This window comes from Kitasatospora sp. NPDC057512 (assembly GCF_042802135.1).
Taxonomy (GTDB): domain Bacteria; phylum Actinomycetota; class Actinomycetes; order Streptomycetales; family Streptomycetaceae; genus Kitasatospora.
This window is the reverse complement of sequence record NZ_JBHVET010000459.1, coordinates 1-7014: the sequence shown is the minus strand read 5'-3', so window position 1 is coordinate 7014 and position 7014 is coordinate 1. Positions and strand designations below refer to the sequence as shown.

2 protein-coding genes are annotated in these 7014 nt (G+C 70.8%); both read left to right on the top strand.

From position 1 onward, the window contains the following. Window positions 1–86 precede the first annotated feature (86 nt). Window positions 87–1712, top strand: a complete 1626-nt coding sequence (gene pruA, locus ACFU6K_RS26080) for an L-glutamate gamma-semialdehyde dehydrogenase (protein WP_380666914.1) — start codon at window positions 87–89, stop codon at window positions 1710–1712. Between the two features lie 284 nt (window positions 1713–1996). Then, window positions 1997–6943 carry an NAD-glutamate dehydrogenase gene (locus ACFU6K_RS26075; protein ID WP_380666912.1) on the top strand — a complete coding sequence of 1649 codons (4947 nt, stop codon included), beginning with the start codon at window positions 1997–1999 and terminating at the stop codon, window positions 6941–6943. Window positions 6944–7014: the final 71 nt, after the last annotated feature.

The following is a 7014-nucleotide window of genomic DNA, read 5'->3' as shown; positions in this document are numbered from 1 at the left end:
CCGCGTGTCTGAGCGGGCGGATCGCGCCCCGGCTGGTCAGGCTGGTGTCACACCCGACCAGCCCCAGGACGGAGCCCGCCATGCCCATCGACGCAGTCACCGAGGTGCCGGTCCCGGTCAACGAGCCGGTGCGGGCGTACGCGCCCGGCAGCCCGGAGCGGGACCGGCTGCTGCGGCGGCTGGACGAGCTGGCGGCCGAGCAGGTCCCGCTGCCGATGACGATCGGCGGCGAGCAGCGCTTCGGCGGCGGCGAGCGGATCGAGGTGGTCCAGCCGCACCACCACGCCGCCAAGCTGGGCGTGCTCGGCAACGCCACCCGGGAGGACGCCCGGGCGGCGGTGGACGCGGCGCTGGCCGCCGGCCGGCAGTGGCGCTCGCTCTCCTTCGACGACCGCGCGGCGGTCTTCCTGCGCGCCGCCGACCTGCTGGCCGGCCCCTGGCGGGAGACGCTCAACGCGGCCACCATGCTCGGCCAGTCCAAGACCGCGCAGCAGGCGGAGATCGACTCCGCCTGCGAGCTGATCGACTTCTGGCGGTTCAACGTGGGGTTCGCCCGGCAGATCCTGGCGGACCAGCCGATCTCCTCGCCCGGCGTGTGGAACCGCACCGACCACCGCCCGCTGGAAGGTTTCGTCTACGCGGTCACCCCGTTCAACTTCACCGCGATCGCCGGCAACCTGCCGACGGCCCCCGCGCTGATGGGCAACACCGTGGTCTGGAAGCCCGCGCCGACCCAGACCCTGGCCGCGTACCACCTGATGCGGCTGCTGGAGGCGGCCGGCCTGCCGCCCGGGGTGATCAACCTGGTGACCGGCGACGGCCTCCAGGTCTCCCCGGTGGTGCTCGCCGACCCGGCGTTCGCGGGGCTGCACTTCACCGGTTCCACCGCCACCTTCCGGTCCCTGTGGCAGACCGTCGGCGCCAACATCGGCGGCTACCGGACGTACCCGAGGATCGTCGGCGAGACCGGCGGCAAGGACTTCCTGCTGGCCCACCGCTCGGCCGACCCGGAGATCCTCAGGACGGCGCTGATCCGCGGCGCCTTCGAGTACCAGGGCCAGAAGTGCTCGGCGCTCTCCCGCGCCTACCTGCCGCGCAGCCTCTGGCAGCGGATCAAGGACGAGTTCCTGGCCGAGGTGGACGCGCTCGCGGTGGGCGACGTGACCGACCTGTCCAACTTCATGGGCGCCCTGATCGACCGGCGCGCCTTCGAGAAGAACCGGGACGCCATCGATCGGGCGAAGGCCGATCCGACCATCGAACTGGCGGCCGGTGGACAGTACGACGACGCGATCGGCTGGTTCGTCCGGCCGACCGTGCTGGTCTCCTCCGACCACCGGGGCGAGATCTTCCGGACCGAGTACTTCGGCCCGATCCTCGCCGTCCACGTCTACGAGGACTCCCGCTGGGACGACGTGCTGCGCCGGGTCGACGCCGGCGCCCCGTACGGCCTGACCGGCTCGGTGATCGCGCAGGATCGTTACGCCATCGCCCAGGCCGTCGAGGAGCTGCGGTTCACCGCGGGGAACTTCTACATCAACGACAAGCCGACCGGCGCCGTGGTCGGCCAGCAGCCCTTCGGCGGCGGCCGGGCCTCCGGCACCAACGACAAGGCGGGCGCCGCGCAGAACCTGCTGCGCTGGACCTCGGCCCGGTCGATCAAGGAGACCTTCGTGCCGCCGACCCACCACGGCCACCCCCACATGGGCTGAGAGTGAACACCGGGCTCCGGTTTGGACATGCTGTCCAGGACGGACCCGACTTCCTGCGGGTTTGCGCCGACCTGTCCCTGTCCCCCTTCGATTGATCCGGTTAGGCTGGCTGGCGTCGTCGGGTGGCTGCAGGACGAACGGAACGTCCTACCCGCTGGGAGTGCGTTTCATGCGTGCCATGAGCCCCTTTCAGTCGGACGGTGCGGCAGGATTGCGGTGACCCGTCGGTGTACATCCACACACCACCGAGTCACGCAACGGCGCGCGACAGGAGCCAAGAAGTCATGCAGACCAAGCTGGACGCAGCCAAGGCCGAACTGCTCAAGAAGGCAGCCGCAGCCGCTGAGAACAGCCAGGTGGGGGGAGCGGCGCCGGGGGAGGGTCTGAGCAACGGCGCTCTGACCGCGTACCTGCACCACTACTACCTCCACACCGCACCCGAGGACCTGGTCGACCGCGACCCGGTCGACGTGTACGGCGCGGCCGCCTCCCACTACCGCCTGGGCCTCAAGCGCCCGCAGGGCACCGCCGAGGTGCGGGTCCACACCCCCTCGGTCGAGGAGAACGGCTGGTCCTGCGGCCACACCGTGGTCGAGGTCGTCACGGACGACATGCCCTTCCTGGTCGACTCCGTCACCAACGAGCTGTCCCGCCAGGACCGCGCGATCCACGTCGTGATCCACCCCCAGCTGGTCGTCCGCCGTGACATCACCGGCAAGCTGCTGGAGATCCTGGACGTCGACGCCTGCTCCCGCAGCCAGGCCGCCGGCACCGAGTGGCCCGCCGACGCGACCGTCGAGTCGTGGATGCACATCGAGGTCGACCGCGAGACCGACCGCGAGGACCTGCGCTCCATCGAGGCCGACCTGCGCCGCGTGCTCGGCGACGTCCGCGAGGTCGTCGAGGACTGGGGCAAGATGCGCGAGAGCGCGCTGCGCCTGGCCGACGAGCTGGCCGAGGAGCCCCCGGCCGGCCTGCCCGAGCAGGAGGTCGGCGAGGCCTGGGAGCTGATGCGCTGGCTCGCCGACGACCACTTCACCTTCCTCGGCTACCGCGAGTACGACCTGGTCGAGCACGAGGGCGAGGAGGTCCTCAAGGCCGTCGCCGGGACCGGCCTCGGCATCCTGCGCTCCGACCCGCACAGCCACGACGACGCCCACCACGCCGTCAGCGAGGCCTTCGGCCGGCTCTCCGCGCCGGTGCGCGCCAAGGCCCACGAGAAGAAGCTGCTCGTCCTGACCAAGGCCAACAGCCGCTCCACCGTGCACCGCCCGGCCTACCTGGACTACGTCGGCGTGAAGAAGTTCAACGCCGCCGGCGAGCCGATCGGCGAGCGCCGCTTCCTCGGCCTGTTCTCCTCCGCCGCCTACACCGAGTCGGTCACCCGCATCCCGGTCGTGCGCCGCAAGGTCCAGGAGGTGCTGGAGGACTCCGGCTTCTCCAGCGAGAGCCACGACGGCCGCGACCTGCTCCAGATCATGGAGACCTTCCCGCGGGACGAGATCTTCCAGACCCCGGCCTCCGAGCTGCTCTCCATCGCGACGAGCGTGCTCTACCTCCAGGAGCGCCGCAAGCTGCGGCTGTTCCTGCGCCAGGACGAGTACGGGCGCTACTTCTCGGCGTTCATCTACCTGCCGCGCGACCGCTACACCACGCGCATCCGGCTGCTGATCACCGACATCCTCAAGGAGGAGCTGAACGGCGCCACCATCGACTACACGGTGTACGCCACCGAGTCGGTGCTGACCCGTCTGCACTTCGTGGTCCGGGTCGCCCCGGGCACCGCGCTGCCGCACCTCAGCGACACGGACGTCGAGCGGATCGAGAACCGCCTGGCCGAGGCCGCCCGGTTCTGGATGGACGGCTTCCACGACCAGCTGCACACCGAGCTGGGCGAGGAGCGGGCCGCCGAGCTCGGCCACAAGTACGCCAACGCCTTCCCCGACGGCTACCGCGCCGACTTCCCGCCGCGCACCGCCGTCGCCGACATCAAGCAGATCGAGTCGCTGCACGGCGAGGGCGACTTCCGCCTGAACCTGTACCAGCCGGTCGGCGCCGGCGACGACGAGCGCCGCTTCAAGATCTACCGGGTCGGCGGCCCGATCTCGCTCACCGAGGTCCTGCCGGTGCTCCAGCGCCTGGGCGTCGAGGTGCTGGACGAGCACCCGTACGCGCTGCGCCGCTCCGACGGCAGCACCGCGTGGGTCTACGACTTCGGCCTGAAGCTGCGCGAGGCCACCGAGCTCACCGACGAGGCCCGCGAGCGCTTCCAGGAGACCTTCGCCGCCACCTGGACCGGCAAGGCCGAGAACGACGGCTTCAACGAGCTGGTGCTGACCGCCGGGCTGACCTGGCGCCAGGCGATGATGCTGCGCGCGTACGCCAAGTACCTGCGCCAGGCGGGCTCCACGTTCTCCCAGGACTACATGGAGGACGCGCTCCGCAACAACACCCACACCACCCGCCTGCTGGTCAACCTGTTCGAGGCCCGGCTGAGCCCGAGCCACCGCTCGGGCGCCCTGGAGCTGACCGAGGGCATCCTGGAGGAGCTGACCGGCGCCCTCGACGAGGTCGTATCGCTGGACGAGGACCGCATCCTGCGCTCCTTCCTGAACCTCATCAAGGCCACCCTGCGGACGAACTTCTTCCAGCACGCCGCCTCCGGCGACCGGCACTCCTACGTGTCGATGAAGTTCGACCCGAAGGCCGTCCCGGACCTGCCGGCCCCGCGCCCGGCGTTCGAGATCTGGGTCTACTCGCCGCAGGTCGAGGGCGTCCACCTGCGCTTCGGCAAGGTCGCCCGCGGCGGTCTGCGCTGGTCCGACCGGCGCGAGGACTTCCGCACCGAGATCCTGGGCCTGGTCAAGGCGCAGATGGTCAAGAACACCGTCATCGTCCCGGTCGGCGCCAAGGGCGGCTTCGTCGCCAAGCAGCTGCCGGACCCGGCGGTCGACCGCGACGCCTGGCTGGCCGAGGGCGTCTCCTCGTACAAGACCTTCATCTCGGCGCTGCTCGACATCACCGACAACCTGGTCGGCGGCGAGGTCGTGCACCCGGCCGATGTGGTCCGCCACGACGAGGACGACACCTACCTGGTCGTCGCCGCCGACAAGGGCACCGCGACCTTCTCGGACATCGCCAACGGCGTCGCCGAGTCCTACGGCTTCTGGCTGGGCGACGCGTTCGCCTCCGGCGGCTCGGCCGGCTACGACCACAAGGGCATGGGCATCACCGCCCGCGGCGCCTGGGAGTCGGTCAAGCGCAACTTCCGCGAGCTCGGCGTCGACACCCAGTCCGAGGACTTCACCGTCATCGGCATCGGCGACATGTCCGGCGACGTCTTCGGCAACGGCATGCTGCTCAGCGAGCACATCCGCCTGGTCGCCGCCTTCGACCACCGCCACATCTTCCTCGACCCGAACCCGGAGGCGGCCTCCTCGTACGCCGAGCGCCGCCGCCTGTTCGAGCTGCCGCGCAGCTCCTGGGACGACTACGACCGGTCGCTGATCTCGGCCGGCGGCGGCGTCTTCCCGCGCAGCGCCAAGTCGATCCAGCTGACCCCGCAGGTCCGCGCCGCCCTCGGCGTGGAGGCGACCAAGCTGACCCCGGCCGAGCTGATGCGGGCCGTCCTCCAGGCCCCGGTCGACCTGTTCTGGAACGGCGGCATCGGCACCTACGTCAAGGCCTCCGCCGAGACCAACGCCGAGGTGGGCGACAAGTCCAACGACGCCATCCGGGTCAACGGCGAGCAGGTCCGGGCCCGGGTCATCGGCGAGGGCGGCAACCTCGGCTGCACCCAGCTCGGCCGCATCGAGTACGCGGCCACCGGCGGCCCGGAGGGCACCGGCGGCTGGATCGACACCGACGCGATCGACAACTCGGCCGGTGTGGACACCTCGGACCACGAGGTCAACATCAAGATCCTGCTCAACCAGGTGGTCGCCGAGGGCGACATGACGGTCAAGCAGCGCAACGCCCTGCTGGCCGAGATGACCGACGAGGTCGGCCACCTGGTGCTGCGCAACAACTACGCGCAGAACGTGGTGCTGGCCAACGCCGTCGCCCAGGCGCACAGCATGGTCAACGTGCACGCCCGGATGATCAGCCGCTTCGAGTCGGCCGGCCGGCTGGACCGCGGGCTGGAGTTCCTGCCCACCGAGCGCCAGATCCGTGAGCGCCAGCAGAACGGCCGCGGCCTCTCGCAGCCCGAGATGTCCGTCCTGCTCGCCTACACCAAGATCATCCTGGCCGAGGAGCTGCTGGCCACCGACCTGCCGGACGACCCGTTCTTCCGCGCCTCGCTGCACGAGTACTTCCCGAGCGCGCTGCGGGCCCGGTTCGCCGACGCGATCGACAACCACGCGCTGCGCCGCGAGATCATCACCACGCTGATCGTCAACGACACGATCAACCGCGGTGGCTGCACCTTCGCCTTCCGCCTGAAGGAGGAGACCGGCGCGACCTACGAGGAGATCGCCCGGACGCACACCGCCGCGCGGGCCGTCTTCGACCTGGAGCCGATCTGGGCCGAGATCGAGGACCTGGACAACAAGGTCCCGGCCCGGGTGCAGACCAAGATGCGGCTGCACTCGCGGCGCCTGGTCGAGCGCGCCACCCGGTGGATGCTCAACAACCGCCGCCAGCCGCTCGACATCGCCGGCACCATCGAGTTCTTCCACGACCGGGTCAACCAGGTCTGGGCGTCGCTGCCCAAGCCGCTGCGCGGCGAGGACCTGACCTGGTTCGAGTCGATCTACGGCGAGCTGGCCGCGGCCGGGGTGCCGGAGGAGCTGGCCACCCGGATCGCCGGCCTCTCCTCGGTCTTCCCGACCCTGGACGTCGCCGAGGTCGCGGACCGCTCCGGCAAGGACGTCGCCGAGGTCGCCGACCTCTACTACGACCTGGGCGACCGGCTCCAGATCTCGCACCTGCTCGACCGCATCATCGAGCTGCCCCGCACCGACCGCTGGTCGTCGATGGCCCGGGCCGCGATCCGCGAGGACCTCTTCGCGGCGCACGCGGCGCTGACCGCCGACATCCTGGCCTGCGGCCCCGAGGGCGCCACCCCGGAGGAGCGGTACACCGCCTGGGCCGAGCTCAACGCGACCCTGCTGAACCGCGCCAAGAGCACCCTCGACGACATAAGGGGTTCGGACAACTACGAGCTGTCCAGCCTCTCGGTCGCGATGCGCGTCATCCGCACCCTGCTGCGCACCGGTTCGATGCGCTGACGGACGGCTGTACCGGAGGGGGGCCCGGGCACGGGCGGGGGGCCCGTCCGCCTGGACGGGCGCCGGGCGCG